The sequence below is a fragment of the Agrobacterium sp. 5Ca50 genome (assembly GCF_055381905.1).
Genome location: NZ_AP026440.1, coordinates 537,714 through 552,430 on the forward strand (window position 1 = coordinate 537,714; position 14,717 = coordinate 552,430).

The window sequence follows — 14,717 nt, forward strand, 5'->3', positions numbered from 1 at the left end:
AGCGGGGCATTTTCGGGTAGAAACTTCTCGGGGAATGAGCTCAGGCGATTCATGACTTACCTCGCAACAGACAGCCCCCTAACAACAATTGTCAGATAAGGTTCCAGTTGCTGAAGATATCTGGCTATGTTTCGGAGATTATGTTTTGCAGTTTCTGGATGGTGTGTGGCCAGGTCCAGTTTTCCAGCACAGTTTTGCGCGGATGAAAGGCATCTGGGATACTCAACATAAGGCTGATGCCTTCATGGAAAAGTTCAGCCGTTGCGGTTCGGCCTGTGTCTGGGGTTATATACTGCAACCCACAGGACAGACGGCTGTTGGCAAGGACAGGGATGCCAGCCAGCATGTATTCGGTCAGTATCGCTGGAGCACCATCGTCGATACCGCATACGACACCCATGCGCGACTGGTTCATCAGCCGATTTACTTCCGCGAAGGGTACGCCTGGAGGATCCACGAAGTCGACGTTGATGCCGAGTTCTTCCACCTGGCGGCGTAAATCGCTCATCATTTCGCCATAACCGCACACGCAGAGCGCCTTTAAGGTTCGCGGCAGTTTGTGGAGAGCCTGAAACAGGATGTCATGCCGTTTGTAAGGTTGCGCTGCCGCGACGTAGATCACGTCATATATTTTGGGCAGGTTCAACGGTCTGAACGTGATCTCGGAAGCAAATTCAGGACCGATGGGCATGACTGCGGTTCGCATTCCTGGATGACGAACTCGAACAATTTCCGATTGCCACTCAGCCCCGCTGATAACAAGATCAAAGTGGCGGCTGACGTCTGCAGGCACCCGAAGGGCGGGAGCATCGATGGAATTGTAGATCTTGAAGCTTTCGCTGCATGCCAGAAGAATGTCTTCACTCACGCCAAGACCCCAGACACACAATATTGCGGGTGGCCCGAAGGCCTGTATATGGCCCAGCATGTCATTTGACGAGAACGGGGCCTCTGGACCGTTCATCCTGAACGAGCGACGCCTCAAGAAAGGGTTGGCAGATAGCAGGTCTTGCGGCGGCAGATCTCCACGCCAGTGTGTCCAGACTTCCGCGCAGTCGACAAGCTCATCCTTGAGCGCGGCGAGGGGAAGTCGTTCAATGTAACCGCCCTCAACAATCACCTGATGTGGTGACGATAAAGGACTGGGAGGAGGGCCTCGTGAGCCGCTGATCCACTTTTGGCGATACCGTTCGACAGATAGCGTGTCCACAGAACCGGGCGGCCCTTCCTGAAGATCACTGATCACCACTAAGCGCCGCAGCTTCGTGCCGCTGGACTGGTCGCGAACCTCAATGGTGCTTTCAGTTTCCATGGTTTCCAGTATCAGAGTTCGTGCTGTGACGGTCGGGGTACATTTGTAAATCCTGGGTATCCGCTCAGCCTATGCAATAACACCGCAGATCTTTTTAAGTTTCCCCAGCGACTTGCGTTCAGAAAATTGTTTTGGCCTGAGGGAGGCAGATCATCGCCTCCAAGGGAAGGGTTCAGGTAAATTCCTTGTGTCATCCTGCCAGCAGGTCTGGATGCCGCCGCTGCTGGTTGCGGGGCAGACGCAACGCCATGTTGCGCATCTTGTCACTGGCCGGATTGTACCAAGTGGGTAATACCTTACGTCGCCAAAAGAGCGTTGGAGCTCGGGAGCTTCACATTAACCATCAGGCCCGGGTTTATCGGTGCCAATTCAATGCTGCCGCCGTACAGGTCGACAATCTCCTTCGATATGCTTAGGCCAAAGCCATCTCCTGCAACCGTTTCGTCAAGTCGAAATCCGGGGCGAAGCGCGTCTTCGATTCTGGAATCGGGCAGGCCTGGTCCATCGTCGAAAATACCGATCGTTACGGCTGAACCTTCGATCTGCGCACAAATCCGGATGGTTTCATTTGCCCACTTGAATGCGTTGTCGAGAATGTTGCCAAAAATTTCATCGAAGTCTTCGTTTGCGCAGCCTACAACAACAGAAGGGTCGACCTTGCATTCAACAGAAAGATGTTTGTGTGCGTAGATCCGGTCCAAAACAAAGAGCAGGTCCTTAAGGCGAGGTTTGACCGTTGATGTTGAGCGAGCGATATCGCCAACTGTTGCTTTACGTCCGTCGGCGAGATGATGTTGAATACGCCGGTCAATTCTTTCAATCAGCTTTCTCAGGCTTTTGTCAGGGTCATTTGTATCATTGAGAGCCAGCATCAGACTGGCCACCGGTGTTTTAAGCCCGTGTGCCATGTTTGCAAAATGCACGCGTGTGTCGGCAAGACGCCGCGCACTTTGATCAATCAGGCGATTGATCTCGGTTGCGACAGGTCGAAGTTCCTCAACGCCCGGCTCCGGAAGGCTCGACCGATGGCCGGTCAACACAGATCCAATATCACCCGTCATTTGGCGAAGGGGGCGCAAGCCAAACCTGACCTGCAAGACAGTACCTGCGATAAGGCTGCCGCCAAGCAGCGCCATGACGGGGAGGAGCCACATCAATGACCGGAATGCGGGGGAGGTCAGGGCAGATTGTGGTGCGGTGGCGGTGATCGTCACGATCCTGTTGCTGACGGTCGCCTGCGTCGTTCTCGAGTGCAAAGCCTGTCCACGTAGTGACGTGGTGCCACCGGGCCTGGGTATGCCGACGAAAAGCTGGCGCCATTCGAAAGCGTGACCGGGCGTCTCGATCGTGCCGTTTGAAAGCGAGCGAGACGTAAGCCGAACGGACTGTCCGGAAACCTGCCAGTACCACCCGGACCCCGGCCTATCAAAGGGTGGCCCGTCGAGTTGAACGGAGAGTGTTACTGCACCGTCGGGGGCAGTCACGAGGGCGCTGCGCAACGCCTGGATCTGAGTGTCGAGGCGCTGATCGACCTGCGAACGGACGACACCAGCCACGATCAGCCAGAGGACGACTGAAGCGACGACGATTGCGGCGAGCACAAAAATAGCGGAGAACGCAATCAACCGCCCGGATATCGTTGAGCGCTGCAGAAGCCTTGAGATATTCATGATGCCGCCGTCAGCATGTAACCACGACCCCGCACGGTCTCGATATGCTGCGGGCCTATCTTGCGGCGCAGGCGTGCTATGATCACTTCGATCGAGTTTGAATCCACCTCCGCGTCGCCGTCGTAGACCCTTTCTAAAAGCTCACGTCTGTCGACCACTGCTTCTTTTCGCAGGGTCAGGCAGGACAGTACCCGCCATTCGAGCGCCGTTAACTTCAGGGGTACGCCGTTATGCTCGAAGGTGCCAAGCTGAGCATCAAACGTCAGCGGCCCGCAGTTAATCCGAGCGCTTGCATGGCCGGTGGCACGCCTCACAAGCGCCCGAATGCGCAGGATAAGTTCCTCAATCTTGAATGGTTTGGTGAGAAAATCATCGGCGCCTGCCTTGAAACTTGCCACCTTATCGGGCCAGCCATCACGTGCAGTCAAAACCAGCACGGGTAAGGATCTATCTGCATCCCTCCAGGATTTCAGGACTGAAACGCCATCAATTTTCGGAAGGCCGAGATCAAGAATTGCGATGTCGAAGATCTCCGTCAGACCGGCATGCTCGGCGTCCTCTCCATTGCGTGCGATATCGACAACGAAATTCTCCGTCCGGAGGCTCGCTGCGATACGACCGGAGAGATCCATATCGTCCTCGACGAGAAGTACGCGCATGCGAAGGTCCGATCCTGGCTAAGTTTAGCAATGTTCTATGAGTTTGAGGCTTAACTCAAGCTGAACCGATTGGTTCAGGCTGTTGCCGGGCAGAGTGGCGTAGAACGGTGTTGTCTGAAGCAAAGGAGACGACGATGTCCATATCCGATAACATTAATACCGTTGATCCAACCGAGCCGCATCTGCCACATCATCCCAGCCGTAGACGCAGGCACGCTGGTGCATTTGGACTGGCCGCGCTTGGGCTCGTTGTTGGCCTAGCAGGAGGCGCGGGCGCCATGAAGTTGGTAAGGCCCAGCGTCGAGATGGCTCCGATGACGCCTGTCGCAATATCCGCTATGGCGGATGACAGCCTCGTTACAATCAAAGGCAAGGTGGCCGAGATTTTTGGCAACAAGTTCATCGTTCAGGACGACTCCGGTCGTGCACTTGTCGAAACCGGGCCACAAGGCGAGGGCGGTAAACTTGTCGCATCAAGTGAACTTGTGACGATACAGGGGCGCTTTGACGACGGTTTCCTGCACGGAAGCTACATCGTTCACGAAGATGGACGCACCGAGGCGCTGGGCCCCGCAGGCAAGCCGCCGCATAAGCGGCCGCTCGAAATGCTCAAGCACCTCAAGCCTTGAGCGGGTAAACGGTGTTAGAGCGGGCTCGCGCTTGGAGCTCGCTCCAGCATCGTGCAGGGCGCAGGTCGCGTGGTTCCCAACATGGTCTCTCGCAGGTTAATAGGCGGTGCTCTCAGCCTCGTACATCGCCCGGCGCTCGCCTATTCAATATCATTCTCCGCGATGATCGGTGGATATCCCGAGTTTCCAGTCGAAAGCCCGCGATAGATAGCGACCTCTCGAAGCCGTCTATGGTGGCAGGCGGCCTTTTCGTGATAGTGCTCGCTCTTGTAATGCTCTTTGATTTTTCCGAAGGTTAACCGAGAACGGCACAGATGTGACGCCTTGCCAATAGTGTTAAAACTGACACCGTTTCATTCAATTTAAAGACTGGCATTGTGCTTCCATGGATATTGTTGACACCCCTCGTCTCATTTTACGAAACTTTCAAGCGGAAGACGCCACAGATTTATTTGCATATCTTCAAAACCCGACTGTCAGCTGTTTCCTGTCCCTCAAACTCGAACATATTGACTCGGCAATTGCAGAAGCAAAAAAGCGCAGCATGAGCGATGACTACATTGCTGTATGCGTAAAAGACGAGGGTACGCTCGTAGGCGATCTGTTCGCAATACGTGAAGAGGATACGTTTTCAGTTGGGTGGAACTTCAATCCCGCCTTTGGTGGTCGCGGATTTGCATCAGAAGCAGCTTATGCTTTGTTCTCATTTCTTTTTAAGGTCAAAGGTGCACGCAGGCTCTATGCATATGTCGAGGATGACAATACTGCATCTCAGCGCCTGTGTGAAAGATTAGGTATGCGCCTTGAGGGGGAATTCAAAGAATTCGTTTCGTTCAGAAACGCTAATGATGGGAGCCCGATTTACGAGAACACATTTCAGAATGCAATTCTGCGGAAGGAATGGGACGTAAAGCGGGAGGATCGAGAGGTAGCGAACAAAGTCGTGGCACCAACCGATCTGGACATCTGATGCGGCGTCCACAAAGGTAAGGACCCATAAGGGCCGTAACGCCACTCGCAACTGCATGGCGATGAAGGTCCGCAATACCGCTGTTGCGCAGAGCCTTTCTGATATCTCCATCAGGTGGAAGACGCTGATGACAGCCATGCACTGGTACCTGCTAATTTCGAAGCCAATGCGTAGCGAGCAATCTTCCACCTTCAAGATGTCAGCTAATCTCTGGGGGCGATTATAGCTCAGTCGGCTGTTGTGCCGAACTGACTAAACGCTCAACTCACTGATACACCTGCGGAGTAGACAGATGTACCGCGTGAATGTCTGAAGCGAGTGTTGCGCTGCTAGTCCTGCAGAGGCCGGATTGCATCGACCCGAACGGTTCCTTCGATCACACCTCGACGGACATCGGTCCGGCCGTGTTCGATTTCGATGACGGTATAAAGCTTCTCGTCTCGAAATGCACTGGCATTGACCGTTGTGACGTCTTCCGCTGGAGCGGAATCGATCTCCATGAAGTCGACTTCGCGGCTCGAAGCGACAAACCGGGCGTCGCCTGACGTGCGAGCAGCAACAGTGATGGGGCCACTCGGAGGAGCATTCTGCCACCTTGGATCGTCAATGCTGGCGGTTGGTTCCAGCCTGTAGATATTAAGGGGCTCACCAGCAAATCCTTCGGCGGATGCACTATCCCGCATTTGCGCCAGGCTTTCCACTGATTGCCCAAAATGTGTTTCACTCGTTTTATTATCGTTTTCGAGGCCGCTTGTTTTGGTCACATTTGACATCGTCCACTCTCCACTGCGCATAGCGCCTGCTCCGTAACTGACTAACCAGCAGGATTGTCGCCACGACCGTACCAGCATTGGTACGTAGCTCTAACAAGCCTGGAAGTAAGCGGTTCCCTCACTGCTAAACATTGAGCAGATTACCGCTTCATAATCGACGAATGCCGGCCGATTGTGATCCTACATGGAGCGCAGGGGCCGACGAATGGTGTCGCACATCAGACGAGCGATACGCAGCATTAAAGACCGCGCGTTGTTTGGCGATCCTGTCGCGTTCTCCTGTGTTCATTGAAATCAGCCGCCGCCGGGCGAAACGCTTTTGTCTTCAACATCCGGTGAAGCGCCAGTGCCCGGTGTTTTGCTTTTGTCCATCAAGTGCTGCTTGGCGTGGGGACCTGCGGCTGGGTTGTCCGAGGCAATCGGTGCCGTCTTTGCCGTCTCCTCAATAGCTTCTTGCGCTGTTGTGTCTGCATTGTCCTTGGTCATGATTGCTCCTGTTAAGCGGTTACACGATATTGGACGGCGTCAGGAATGAGGCGAGTGGTAATTGCCCGTTTGACCCACGCCTTTGACTTGGTTGTCGGCTCACTTGCTGATCTCACACGACGGGCTCGGACCGGCCTGAGCTATAGTCGTCATTCTCCATACGGTGCGTTCTCGACCGCGCGTACGATCTCGGCTTTGTTCAGCGTATTGACCCTGTTCATGAGATAGGCGGCGACATTGCCCTGGCATTGATCCGCGAGCTCCAGAGTACCGTAGCCGTCTTCCTGGGCTTGAGTGCGCAGGATGTCCGCCTGTCGCTCGAAATAGACTGTCTCGTTGGAGAACCCTGAAGAAGTGGCCATTTCCTCGTACTTGTCATCGAGCCATTCCTGAATTGACTTCATGCTGCTTGTCCTTTGTTTTTGAAGGTTGAGGCTGTCGTCCGCAGCATCAGCTACGCTTTTGTCATCACACAACAATCGAGACTGCATGGGCCATGGGCGTCCTAACCTGAGCGCAAAAGGCCAATGGTTACCCGCGCCTATCGGCCCGCGTTTCTGAGAAGATCAATTTCTTTGGCAACTGGGCCGAGTAGCTTCCGTAATCTGTTTTCCTCGACCAGATCCAGGCGAAACCGTCTTGCGAACTCGCTGACCAGGACGGTTTTTACCTCCGCTGATGAGGGAGGTGTTGCAGTGGCTGAATGGTGCACAGTCGTTCCTTCCCGTGTCATGATCTCCTCAGCGGAAATTTTCGAGACTGAGGGAAATGGCTTTGCTTGCTTCTTTCGCATAGGCAGAGGCAGCTGCTTTCAAGATCCTCGGCCGCAGCGTGTCAAACGATGTCAAATAGTCGCTCTCGCTGGTGTTTCGGTGTGATTTCTCACAGGCGAGTACCTCGGTCGCGAGATAGAATTTCACCTCGAACATTCCGTCATAACCGCTGAATCGCACACACCTGTTTTTATCGTCGAAACTGCGTGCTTCATTGGGAAAGGTGATAGCCATCAAAAGCCTCCTTCATCTCGTGACCTGTCGATGGCGTCTCCCGTCGACAAGTGCCCAACGCGGGCCGTGGCTGTTGCAGAACGGTTTCGCTGAGTGAGCGCTTTTAAAAGGTTGGCTTTCGTCCTGGTTCCATCACGGAACTCGGTGGTAAGAAAAATCAGTGCGTCGCGCTTCATGTCGGAACTGGCGTCGGCTTCAATACCCCGAAGACCGGCAGCCCTCAGGACGTCCCTGATCAGCTTGAAGCCGGCATTGTCGATCTGCACTGTTTCTGCTGGAGTGGAAGACATGCTGGCCTCCTTGGTTGGGGGCAAGGTTTTGCCCCTCGGCGACAGCGGTCCGAAAACAAGCTGTCACTATAACCCAAGGTCGTGCCGATTTATCCGATTACAAGGCCTCTTCGTTCGAGTGAACAAAGTTAGGCATCAGTTTTCCTATTGGCGCTCCCTCGCAGCTCATCCGTCGGCCATGCCATGCGACGGTTGATGCTCAAGCAACTGGAAGCCTTGCAACCGCGATGTTTCCTCTAAAATCCCGCCGCGCAACCGTCTTTGCGCGGGTCTGACCCCGCAACATAGCCACCATCGATGCGATGGACCATTTGGGCGCCGCCGAACCCGAAGCTTGCCTCGGGGGCCTCGGCTGTGACGCGGTGACCCAGTGCAGCAAGTCCTTGGATTGTCGCCGCATCCATTGAGTTTTCCAGCGCGACATCAAGCCCTGAAATCACCCGCCAGCGCGGAGCATCGGCGGCGGTTTGCGGGTTCTGGCCCCATACCTGTGTACGTAGCATCATCTGGAGATGACCTTGAGCCTGCATTGGGCCCCCCATAAGGCCGAAAGCCATGACCGGTGCCGATTTGCCCATCACGAAACCTGGAATAATGGTATGAAATGGCCGTTTCGAAGGGCCGACCTGATTGGGATGGCCATCGGCGGTCGAAAAGCCGAAGCCACGGTTCTGGAGGCTGATACCCGTACCAGGCACAACCACGCCAGAGCCAAAACCTGCATAGTTCGACTGTATGAACGAGACCATCATTCCGCTCTCGTCACCAGTGGCAAGGCATACCGTACCACCGTCTTTCGGCGCGCCGGTCGGAAAGTTTGTCGCCTTTGTGCGATCAATTAGTCGGCCGCGTCGGGCCAGATAAGCTGGCTCTAGCAGATGTGAAATGGTGACGTCGGTCATATGAAGTTGGTCGGCGACATAGGCGTGAATGTCGGCAAATGCCAGTTTCATGGCCTCGATCTGCAAGTGCATTGCCTCGCTGCTGTCGGGATCCAGATCCGCAATTTCGGTGCCTTGCAAGATGCCGAGCGCCATCAGCGCTGCAATACCCTGTCCGTTAGGGGGAATCTCATGAAGGCTTGTGTCGCCAAAGGTCTGGCTGATGGTCCCGCACCAGTCGTTTTTATGCTGCGCGAGATCATCAACACTCAGGACAGCATCATGTTTTCTTGCGAATGCCGCGATCTTTTCAGCCAGGCTGCCGCTATAGAATGCCTCGCCTTTCGTCTGCGCAATCAGGCGCAGACTTTGCGCTATATCGGCCGAGCGGAATAATTCGCCAGCACCCGGAGCCCGCCCTCCAGGCATAAAGGTTTGCGCAAAACCCGGCTGGCTTTTCAACTCATCAGCTCCTCGTTGCCATTGGTCGGCAATAATCGGCGTAACGTGAAAGCCGTGCGAGGCGTAATGGATCGCCGGTTCAAACAGAGTTTCGAACGGAAGTTTGCCAAAGCGCGACGAGAGATCAACCCAGGCGGAAACAGCGCCCGGGACCGTAACACTTTCCCAACCTCTGCGGGGCATTGAAGAACCAGTGAAGCGTTCCGGCGTCCAACCGGCGGGTGAACGTCCCGAGGCATTGAGGCCGTGAAGTTCCTTGCCGTCCCAAAGAATGCAGAAGGCATCCGAGCCAAGCCCATTACCAGTAGGCTCTACCACAGGCAGGGTAATCGCTGCAGCAAGTGCGGCGTCAACCGCATTGCCACCCTTGCGTAACATCGACAGACCGGCTTCAGTGGCCAGCGGATGCGATGTCGAAACGACATTGCGTGCCATGACAGGTGAGCGGCGGGAAGCGTATTTCGGGGAAACCGGGAACTTCATTTTAATCTTTCAAAAATTGAGTTTCAACAGTTCGGCAGGATCAATCGCGGGAAGATCGGTTGTCTTTCCGGGATTACCGGTCATGACACCTCCATCGAACAGGTGCTCAATCAACTGGAGCGTTCTTGTGTAATGTGTGATGAGCGCTGCACAGGCATCCTGGCTGTTGCCATCGATCACAACCCTCATAAGGGCTTCATGTTCGGCGGTGCCGTCACGGGGGACGGTGCGATACGCATTGGAAACAGAAACATAACGTGCGGCGTGATCGGCAAGGATGTCGCAGAAGTCGAGCAACCAGGGCGAGCCGCAATTCGATAACAGCGCACGATGGAAACTGCGGTGCGCATCTTCCCAGCCGGGCCTGTCATCGGGAAAACCCGATGACTTATAGCGTGACAGCCGATGGAATGCGACAACGATGCCTTCTTCCCAGACTGCGGTTCGATTGTTGATGGATTCTTCCAGCGCCCTGGTTTCAAGCCAGCAGCGTGTTTTCACCAAAACGCGCCATTCCTCAAGCGCTATGGACGGGACAGAAAACCCGCGCTGCTCGTGGCGATCGACCAACCGCTCGGAGGAAAGCCGCGACAATGCCTCCCGAACCGCATTGCTACCCACTTCATAATTAGCGGCAATCGTTTCAATGCGAAGCTTTTCGCCAGGCTTGAACGAGCCATTGATTATATCCATTCGCAACTTCTGGTACACTGCGGTTGCCAGCGTTGTCTTGTCGCTCACCTTTGCCATTCATTCTTTCCATGAGACAGAAGCTTCATTTTTTCTTTGTCTTTCTGACCGCATCTGGGCCTCTCTGCCAGAAAACAAACCGGTACTGCATCCACGAAACCAGTCCGAACATCAGCAGGCCCAGTAGGCTGAGATACATAATTAGCGAGAATACACGCGGCGTATCGAGTTGAGCAGCAGCGATGCGGATCAGTTCCCCAAATCCTTTGCCCCCACCCAGAAACTCACCGGCAATCGCGCCAGATACAACGCTTATCGAAGCAATTTTCAAACCTGTAAAGAACTGTGGCAGTCCGGTGGGAATTTTGAGTTTGAGTAGTGTCTGCAACCGTGATGCGCCGATGCTTTTAAAGAGCATTCTGGCATTCTCATCTGCGGCATGCAGCCCTGCAGCCGTACCTACCACAATGGGGAAAACAGATATGAAGGCTGCAAGTGCGACCTTGGACGTGATGCCGAAACCCAGCCACGCAACAAACAATGGCGCAAATGCAAGCTTGGGCATGGTATCGATTGCTACGACATAGGGCATCACTGCGCGTTCGCCAAATGACGTCTCACCGACGAGTACCCCGAGGAAAACGCCGATTGCCAGCGCAAGGATGAACCCCCAGAAGACTTCTTGCGCGGTGACCCACAGCGCGGGAAGCATGTACTGGCCAGACAGCAGGTTACGGCCCACAAACCCGAGGTCGTAAAGTGTGGCCAGCGGTGATGGCAAGATCAGCTGGGAAACGATGCCTGCCGACGACACAAGCTGCCAGCATGACAGAAATGCCAGCATCAGGATGGTCATTGAGACCCACCTGGGGAGCAGGGATATCCACGAAACCCGCTCAGTCCATATGGTGTCGTCTTCCGGGCCTGACATCAAGCCGGAGGATGTTGCATCGGTCATAGGAAAGCCCCCTTGTCGAGAAGGTTGCGAATGGTGGACGTGTAATGCCCGAATTCCGGCAGCGTGGTCATTTCAAGTGTTCTTGGGCGAGGAAGGTCGATCTTGATGGATTTGACAACACGTCCAGGCCTTGCGGACATGACGTGCACAATATCCGACAGGATGACAGACTCTGAAATGGAGTGTGTCACGAGAAATGCCGAGGCGCCGCGTTCGAGGCACACTCGTTGCAATTCCATGTTCATGAAATCGCGAGTGATTTCATCGAGCGCACTGAACGGCTCATCCAGCAGCAGTACATCGGGATCTGAAATTAGCATCCGGCAAATTGCTGCCCGCTGTGCCATGCCGCCTGAGAGCTGACCGGGATAGGTGTGTTCAAATCCCTTCAAACCGACCAGCGACAAAAGAGCCTCGGCTTTTACTCGCGCCGCGGCAGCCACGGCGCGTCCCTCGCGGATTTCGAGGGGTAAAAGGATGTTCTCCAGTGTTGTTCGCCATGGAAACAATGTCGCTTGCTGGAACATCATGCCAATATCGGGACGTGGCCCCATAACCGGCGTTCCCGATAGCATGACTCTGCCTCGGGATGGAGGTGTCAGACCCGCCATGATCTTCAGAAGTGTTGATTTTCCGCAGCCGCTTGAGCCGATGACTGAATGAAATTCCCCCTTGTTCAGCGTTATGTCGACAGCCTCCAGCGCAACAACGTCGCGCTGGCCATAGATCTTGCTGACATTACTCAACTGAAAGACCGGCTTGTCAGGCTTTTCCACCACAGCTTTCCTCTGTGCTGCCATCATCTCGGAGAGTTCCACTTTTCAATGAACTCGTTGGTGTAGGCCTGCTCGAGATTGTCCAAAGGCTGCTTCAGATCGCCTGCCGCCACAAGCGTGCTCTGCCACTGCTGCCAGGCCACGGGGTTCTGGTATCCATAACCCTTCGTGGGATCGAGCGGTGTGGTTAAATCGAAGTAAATATCCAGAAGTGCGCTTGCGAATTCCTTGTCCTCTAGCTGCTGCGGGTTGCCCATCTGTGCATGTTGCAGCGTTGCTTCGCGGTTTGCAGGATCGATGCCGAACTTCACTCCCCTGACGAGTGCGCGCCCGAATCCCTCCAGTACATCTTTGTTGTCATCGAGAAACGCCCGCGTCGTCACATATCCATTGCCAAAATAGGCCTTGAAGTCGGGTGGTGTCAGATTGCGCAGTTTTACACCGCGCAAACGCAGCGTCGCGGTGCCGGCAGTATCGGCAGCGTAAGCATCGATTGATTTGTTTGCGAACCCTGCAACGGCCATTCCTCCTTCACCTACGGTAATAAAGGTATAGTCGCTGCCTTCCTTCATTCCGGCGGCATCGAAGATCGATCGCACGAAAGCCACTTCGGCCCCGTCCGACGTGCCCACACCAATGACTTTGCCCCTGAGATCTGCAGGTGTTTGGAAGGGCGAATCCTCTGTCGTTACCAGGTTAAACTGGCTGCGCGCAAAGTAGTTGTAGATATAGATCAGATCCTCACCGCGGCCACGGGCATTCAAAAGCGGACCGGGGCCGGGATGGCCAAGCTGCGCCTGACCAGCGAGCAGGGCTTGTATTACCTGGGCGGAACCATTGAGGCTTTCGGGACGGATCGTAATATTCTCCTCCTCAAAATATCCCTCTCCGATTGCGTTGTAGAGGGCGAAATAACCCAGCCCCATGGAGCTTGGATAGGCAATGACCAGCTCCTTTTTCTCCTGGGACATGGCATGGCCGGATAGAAACATCGCGGCGGATGCCGTGAAGGCCATCAGTGTTCTGCGTGTGATCATCTGCTGTTCCCCTTCGTTGTCTTCTGCAACGTCTTCAGGAAGTCACTAACTTTGCGGACTGTCAATCAATATTCATATTTTTTTCTTTTTTTTAAAAATATGCAGATTTTGATAGACAGGCGCAGTAACATGCATATTGTTCTGGGGCGTATCAAACTCTCAGGATTGCCTAAATGAAGCCAGAAGCCACCTTTGCCGTGCCTGCACCGGAGCAACCGAGCCTGCCTGTCGTTGGCAGTGACAAACGATTTCCTGTCCGACGCATCTATTGCATCGGGCGCAACTATGTTGCCCATGTGCGTGAAATGGGCGGAGACGAAACACGCGATTTTCCGCTTGTATTCCAAAAGCCCCGCGACTGCGTTGTTCAGGATGGGGGGACCGTGCCGTATCCGCCTAAAACCAATGATTTTCATTTCGAACTTGAGCTGATGGTCGTCATGAAGTCAGGGGGATATGACATTCCCGAAGCCGAGGCGTTATCGCATGTATTCGGCTACGGCATCTGCCTCGACATGACACGACGAACGCTTCTCGACACCGCAGAAGGGCCACGTTCGCCATGGGAGTTGAAGAAGTCATTTGATCTGTCTGCACCTTGCGGTCCCGTCTATCCCGTTGAACAGGTCGGTCACCCGGCAACGGGCCGTATTAAACTGGAAGTCGACGGTAAGGCTCATCAGGACTCAGACCTTGGCCTGATGATATGGCGCACACCGGAAATCATCTCAACTCTATCGCGCTATTACTCGCTGGAGCCGGGAGATGTCATCATGACCGGTACGCCGGACGGGGTAGGGCCCGTTACGGAGGGAAATGTGCTCGTGGGAAGCATTGACAATCTCGGCACGCTAACCGTGACGATCGGGGCGCCCGTCAAGGCTGCTGCCTGATCGAGGAGATTTCTGCTCCGCAAGGAATAAGTACCTGTTTTACGTGGATCGGCCAGGCAGCAATGACTGGCCGATTACGTCAAGTCGCCAGGGTTTCATGCCATAATGCGCTGTGCTCTACCATCTCACGAGACGAAAACCTGGGCTCGCGGACGAGCGGGCGAAACGCACCGGAAAGCCGCTTTGCCTCAGTTGGTGAAAGAGATTTTGTAGCAGTCTGTTGCTTTTCCTCTACCGTGACGGTGGGTTTGCAACTGCCTTCGTCCGTGACGGTCTGGTTGGCAAAGTTCTTTAATATGTTGGTCATGGAATTGCCACAGCGCGGACGAGGCCGCTACCGCTAATCACCATAGGCGCCTGCTTCTCAGCGATTGCATGGGGCTGAGGAACTAATTGGTGTTTCGATTGTTCGACTCTCGGTTGGGCAGCGTCTGCGGTTGACGCAAGTGGTCTCGACGTTAATGAAAGGCAAACCCATGCTCAAGACAACCTTTATGATTGTGCTTGCTACTCTTGCAGCTTCACCAGCATCTGCCATATCCCGCTATGAAACGCCCGCAATGAACTGCGCAGCGGTACAAAGTGCGATTGACAGGGAAGGTGCAGTCATTCTCCGTTATCCATCAACACGCGTTCGTGACATGAAACTCTACGACCGTTACGTCCGCAGTGCCCGGCAATGCGAGATTGGTGAATATGCTGCCCGAAACAGCGTACCGACGCGCGATGTGGAAAATTGTC

The 14,717-nt window shown here is 54.5% G+C and carries 16 protein-coding genes; 3 read left to right on the top strand and 13 right to left on the bottom strand.

Annotated elements, in window-relative coordinates:
• Positions 1-124 precede the first annotated feature (124 nt).
• From ACZ5FM_RS24670 to ACZ5FM_RS24680, 3 genes are all read right to left on the bottom strand, one after another.
• A complete protein-coding gene (locus tag ACZ5FM_RS24670) occupies positions 125-1,312 on the bottom strand; it encodes a glycosyltransferase (protein WP_464041098.1) in 1,188 nt (395 codons plus the stop codon).
• Between the two features lie 296 nt (positions 1,313-1,608).
• Positions 1,609-2,982: a sensor histidine kinase gene (locus ACZ5FM_RS24675; RefSeq protein WP_464041099.1), complete on the bottom strand. Its 1,374-nt coding sequence runs from the start codon at positions 2,980-2,982 to the stop codon at positions 1,609-1,611.
• A complete protein-coding gene (locus tag ACZ5FM_RS24680; protein WP_464041100.1) occupies positions 2,979-3,641 on the bottom strand; it encodes a response regulator transcription factor in 663 nt (220 codons plus the stop codon). The genes ACZ5FM_RS24675 and ACZ5FM_RS24680 overlap by 4 nt, the downstream gene beginning before the upstream one ends.
• Before the next feature lie 134 nt (positions 3,642-3,775).
• Between ACZ5FM_RS24680 and ACZ5FM_RS24685 the strand changes: the two genes are divergently transcribed.
• Complete coding sequence (locus tag ACZ5FM_RS24685) at positions 3,776-4,270, top strand: single stranded DNA-binding domain-containing protein (RefSeq protein WP_464041101.1); 495 nt, start codon at positions 3,776-3,778, stop codon at positions 4,268-4,270.
• A 385-nt stretch (positions 4,271-4,655) separates the two neighbouring features.
• Positions 4,656-5,240, top strand: a complete 585-nt coding sequence (locus ACZ5FM_RS24690) for a GNAT family N-acetyltransferase (RefSeq protein ID WP_464041102.1) — start codon at positions 4,656-4,658, stop codon at positions 5,238-5,240.
• Between the two features lie 329 nt (positions 5,241-5,569).
• On the opposite strand, the gene ACZ5FM_RS24695 is transcribed toward ACZ5FM_RS24690, so the two are convergent.
• The 10 genes from ACZ5FM_RS24695 to ACZ5FM_RS24740 all read right to left on the bottom strand — a co-directional run bounded on the left by ACZ5FM_RS24695 (position 5,570) and on the right by ACZ5FM_RS24740 (position 13,083).
• Entirely contained in the window at positions 5,570-6,013 is a 444-nt protein-coding gene (locus ACZ5FM_RS24695) for a hypothetical protein (protein ID WP_464041103.1), read from the bottom strand.
• Between the two features lie 294 nt (positions 6,014-6,307).
• Positions 6,308-6,499, bottom strand: a complete 192-nt coding sequence (locus ACZ5FM_RS24700) for a hypothetical protein (protein ID WP_275643531.1) — start codon at positions 6,497-6,499, stop codon at positions 6,308-6,310.
• 149 nt (positions 6,500-6,648) lie between these two features.
• The gene (locus ACZ5FM_RS24705) at positions 6,649-6,903 is read right to left on the bottom strand and encodes a hypothetical protein (protein ID WP_464041104.1); all 255 of its coding nucleotides are present in this window, start codon (positions 6,901-6,903) and stop codon (positions 6,649-6,651) included.
• Positions 6,904-7,239: 336 nt separating this feature from the next.
• A complete protein-coding gene (locus ACZ5FM_RS24710; RefSeq protein WP_464041105.1) occupies positions 7,240-7,506 on the bottom strand; it encodes a DUF1488 family protein in 267 nt (88 codons plus the stop codon).
• A complete protein-coding gene (locus ACZ5FM_RS24715; protein WP_464041106.1) occupies positions 7,506-7,796 on the bottom strand; it encodes a hypothetical protein in 291 nt (96 codons plus the stop codon). The genes ACZ5FM_RS24710 and ACZ5FM_RS24715 overlap by 1 nt, the downstream gene beginning before the upstream one ends.
• Positions 7,797-8,032: 236 nt before the next feature.
• Complete coding sequence (locus tag ACZ5FM_RS24720) at positions 8,033-9,622, bottom strand: gamma-glutamyltransferase family protein (RefSeq protein WP_464041107.1); 1,590 nt, start codon at positions 9,620-9,622, stop codon at positions 8,033-8,035.
• A gap of 9 nt (positions 9,623-9,631) precedes the next feature.
• Positions 9,632-10,372 carry a GntR family transcriptional regulator gene (locus ACZ5FM_RS24725; RefSeq protein ID WP_464041108.1) on the bottom strand — a complete coding sequence of 247 codons (741 nt, stop codon included), beginning with the start codon at positions 10,370-10,372 and terminating at the stop codon, positions 9,632-9,634.
• A gap of 25 nt (positions 10,373-10,397) precedes the next feature.
• Positions 10,398-11,270 (bottom strand): ABC transporter permease, encoded by an 873-nt coding sequence (locus tag ACZ5FM_RS24730; protein WP_275643538.1) that lies wholly within the window; start codon positions 11,268-11,270, stop codon positions 10,398-10,400.
• On the bottom strand, positions 11,267-12,073 hold the full coding sequence (locus ACZ5FM_RS24735) for an ABC transporter ATP-binding protein (RefSeq protein ID WP_464041109.1): 807 nt from the start codon (positions 12,071-12,073) through the stop codon (positions 11,267-11,269). The genes ACZ5FM_RS24730 and ACZ5FM_RS24735 overlap by 4 nt, the downstream gene beginning before the upstream one ends.
• Positions 12,070-13,083, bottom strand: coding sequence for an ABC transporter substrate-binding protein (locus ACZ5FM_RS24740; RefSeq protein ID WP_464041110.1), 1,014 nt, complete (start codon positions 13,081-13,083; stop codon positions 12,070-12,072). Before ACZ5FM_RS24740 ends, ACZ5FM_RS24735 begins: the two co-directional genes overlap by 4 nt.
• A 173-nt stretch (positions 13,084-13,256) precedes the next feature.
• On the opposite strand from ACZ5FM_RS24740, the gene ACZ5FM_RS24745 reads away from it, so the two are divergent.
• A complete protein-coding gene (locus ACZ5FM_RS24745; protein WP_192490192.1) occupies positions 13,257-13,976 on the top strand; it encodes a fumarylacetoacetate hydrolase family protein in 720 nt (239 codons plus the stop codon).
• The last annotated feature ends 741 nt before the right edge of the window (positions 13,977-14,717 follow it).

Bases quoted from the DNA above. Each gene is read 5' to 3' on its own strand.
- ACZ5FM_RS24720 (WP_464041107.1), bottom strand. From the start codon at position 9,622: ATGAAGTTCCCGGTTTCCCCGAAATACGCTTCCCGCCGCTCACCTGTC.
- ACZ5FM_RS24715 (WP_464041106.1), bottom strand. From the start codon at position 7,796: ATGTCTTCCACTCCAGCAGAAACAGTGCAGATCGACAATGCCGGCTTC.
- ACZ5FM_RS24690 (WP_464041102.1), top strand. From the start codon at position 4,656: ATGGATATTGTTGACACCCCTCGTCTCATTTTACGAAACTTTCAAGCG.
- ACZ5FM_RS24725 (WP_464041108.1), bottom strand. From the start codon at position 10,372: ATGGCAAAGGTGAGCGACAAGACAACGCTGGCAACCGCAGTGTACCAG.
- ACZ5FM_RS24695 (WP_464041103.1), bottom strand. From the start codon at position 6,013: ATGTCAAATGTGACCAAAACAAGCGGCCTCGAAAACGATAATAAAACG.
- ACZ5FM_RS24710 (WP_464041105.1), bottom strand. From the start codon at position 7,506: ATGGCTATCACCTTTCCCAATGAAGCACGCAGTTTCGACGATAAAAAC.
- ACZ5FM_RS24745 (WP_192490192.1), top strand. From the start codon at position 13,257: ATGAAGCCAGAAGCCACCTTTGCCGTGCCTGCACCGGAGCAACCGAGC.
- ACZ5FM_RS24685 (WP_464041101.1), top strand. From the start codon at position 3,776: ATGTCCATATCCGATAACATTAATACCGTTGATCCAACCGAGCCGCAT.
- ACZ5FM_RS24740 (WP_464041110.1), bottom strand. From the start codon at position 13,083: ATGATCACACGCAGAACACTGATGGCCTTCACGGCATCCGCCGCGATG.
- ACZ5FM_RS24730 (WP_275643538.1), bottom strand. From the start codon at position 11,270: ATGACCGATGCAACATCCTCCGGCTTGATGTCAGGCCCGGAAGACGAC.
- ACZ5FM_RS24705 (WP_464041104.1), bottom strand. From the start codon at position 6,903: ATGAAGTCAATTCAGGAATGGCTCGATGACAAGTACGAGGAAATGGCC.
- ACZ5FM_RS24675 (WP_464041099.1), bottom strand. From the start codon at position 2,982: ATGAATATCTCAAGGCTTCTGCAGCGCTCAACGATATCCGGGCGGTTG.
- ACZ5FM_RS24735 (WP_464041109.1), bottom strand. From the start codon at position 12,073: ATGATGGCAGCACAGAGGAAAGCTGTGGTGGAAAAGCCTGACAAGCCG.
- ACZ5FM_RS24670 (WP_464041098.1), bottom strand. From the start codon at position 1,312: ATGGAAACTGAAAGCACCATTGAGGTTCGCGACCAGTCCAGCGGCACG.
- ACZ5FM_RS24680 (WP_464041100.1), bottom strand. From the start codon at position 3,641: ATGCGCGTACTTCTCGTCGAGGACGATATGGATCTCTCCGGTCGTATC.
- ACZ5FM_RS24700 (WP_275643531.1), bottom strand. From the start codon at position 6,499: ATGACCAAGGACAATGCAGACACAACAGCGCAAGAAGCTATTGAGGAG.